Origin of the sequence: Micromonospora sp. M51 (genome assembly GCF_018070305.1) — a bacterium.
Lineage (GTDB): Bacteria > Actinomycetota > Actinomycetes > Mycobacteriales > Micromonosporaceae > Micromonospora > Micromonospora parva.
In genome coordinates this window covers 1-418 of the sequence record NZ_JAGPXZ010001540.1, presented here as the reverse complement: position 1 = coordinate 418, position 418 = coordinate 1, and the positions used below count along the sequence as shown (strand labels likewise).

General features: G+C 69.4%; 1 pseudogene. It reads right to left on the bottom strand.

Annotated features, from left to right (window positions below):
• Positions 1–154: 154 nt before the first annotated feature.
• Positions 155–418: pseudogene (locus tag KBX53_RS35850) on the bottom strand (ABC transporter permease); the annotation flags it as partial.

Here is a 418-nt window from a genome sequence, read left to right as displayed (position 1 = left end):
AACGACATCAGCGACGGCGGGGCCAGGAAGTCGGGCTGCCGGATGCCGACCAGCACCACCAACACCGCGAGAATCGCGAGGATCGGCAGGACACCACCGGGACGTACCCGCGGCAGCCGCAGCGGCAGGGAACGGGGTTGGACGGTCTGCATGACTAGGCCGCCTTTCGCATGGCCCTGCGGGCGTAGACGGCGACCGCGGCGATGATGATGACGCCCCGGATCACCTGCTTGAAGAAGGCGTCGACCTCAAGCTGGTTGAAAATGGCGTCGATGCTGGCCAGGAGCAGCACCCCGCCGACAGTGCCGACGACGCCGCCGCGCCCACCGGCGAGAGCTGTCCCGCCGATCACCACCGCGGCGATCGACTCCAGGTCGTAGAGACCCTCGGTGCCGACCCGGGGGGCACCCGAGCCGAG